General features: G+C 67.0%; 2 protein-coding genes. Both read left to right on the top strand.

The window, feature by feature from the left end; translation table 11 throughout:
- Window positions 1–198: 198 nt before the first annotated feature.
- Window positions 199–657 (top strand): 6-pyruvoyl trahydropterin synthase family protein, encoded by a 459-nt coding sequence (locus ACNA7R_RS20300; RefSeq protein ID WP_416285346.1) that lies wholly within the window; start codon window positions 199–201, stop codon window positions 655–657.
- Between the two features lies 1 nt (window position 658).
- Window positions 659–1,438, top strand: a complete 780-nt coding sequence (locus ACNA7R_RS20295) for a 7-carboxy-7-deazaguanine synthase QueE (RefSeq protein ID WP_416285345.1) — start codon at window positions 659–661, stop codon at window positions 1,436–1,438.
- The last annotated feature ends 61 nt before the right edge of the window (window positions 1,439–1,499 follow it).

The following is a 1,499-nucleotide window of genomic DNA, read 5'->3' as shown; positions in this document are numbered from 1 at the left end:
GATCGGTACGCGAGCTATTCTGTGCTGCTCCTCGTGGCTCACTGTCTGTGCGTCGTGGAGAGCGCAACAGCGGAAATACACTCTTCGTTCCCGCTGGGAGGGAATAACAGCGGAAACGTACTCTCTCAGCCTGCCCCACGGACCGTCGACTCGAGCACGGACCGACCGGCCTAAGTATTCCCGTGAGAATACCCAGGTATGACCGATACGCTCTCCACTCGCGAGGATGCCGACGTCGTCGGCAGCCGTCGGGTCCTCCACGTCGGCCGGGATCGCCCGATCCGGATCAGTGCCGGCCACCGCCTGCTGCACCACGACGGCAAGTGCGCTCGACCCCACGGCCACAACTACGAGGTAGCGGTCAGGGTCGAGGGCGAACTCACCGAGGCGGGGTGGGTCGCCGACAAGGGCGATATTACCGCAGTAATCGACGAGTGGGATCACATGTTCCTGCTCGAGCGCGGCGACCCCCTGGTCGAGGCCTTCGAGGCGGCCGGCGACGACGACGGCGTGGTCGTCCTCGAGCACCCGCCCACGGCGGAGGTGATGAGCGTCCTCCTCGAGGAGAAACTCGAGGCGGCGCTGCCCGACACCGTAACCGACGTCGCCGTGCAGGTCAACGAGACGAGCGAGCTCTGCGGGGGAGGGTGGCTCTGAGATGCCGGTCTCCGACTCGGTGGACCGGGAGGCGGTCGGCGACGCACGGCAGGCGGACCGCGAGGGCCTCCCGATCAACGAGCTGTTCTACTCGCTGCAGGGCGAGGGCACCCTCGCCGGCGTTCCGTCGGTGTTCGTCCGTACCAGCGGCTGTAACCTGCGGTGCTGGTTCTGTGACTCCTACCACACCTCCTGGGAGCCGACCCACGCCTGGATGAGCCTCGAGGAGATCCTCGCGGAGGTCGGCTCTCACCCGGCCGACCACGTCGTCCTCACGGGCGGGGAGCCCCTGCTCCACGAGGAGAGCGTCGACCTGCTCGAGGCCCTCGACGAGCGCGGGTACCACACCACCGTCGAGACCAACGGCACACTCTATCGGGAGGCGCCGATCGACCTCGCCTCGATCAGCCCGAAACTCGAGAGTTCGACGCCGACGTCCGATCGCGACCCTCGAGGTGACGGCGAGTGGGCCGAGCGCCACGAGAACGACCGCATCGACCTCGAGGCGCTTTCCGCGCTCGTCGAGGACTACGACTTCCAGCTGAAGTTCGTCGTCACCGACGAGGGCGACGTGCCCGAGATCCTCGAGCTGCTCGAGGAACTCCGCGATGCGACGAGCGACCCCATCCGGGACGACGACGTCCTCCTGATGCCCGAGGGCGCCACTCGAGAGCGCCTCGCCGAAACCCGCAGCCGCGTCGCCGAGCTGGCGATGGAGTACGGCTTCCGGTACACGCCTCGGCTCCACGTCGACCTCTGGAACGACGCCCCCGAAACGTAGCCAACGATACCGATCGCACCATGACCGACGACATCACGACCACGGCCGACGACACTACCAC

It is taken from the genome of Natronococcus sp., assembly GCF_047921035.1.
Classification (GTDB): Archaea; Halobacteriota; Halobacteria; order Halobacteriales; family Natrialbaceae; genus Natronococcus.
The sequence above is the reverse complement of the archived record's forward strand: the minus strand, read 5'-3'. Positions and strand labels throughout refer to the sequence as shown.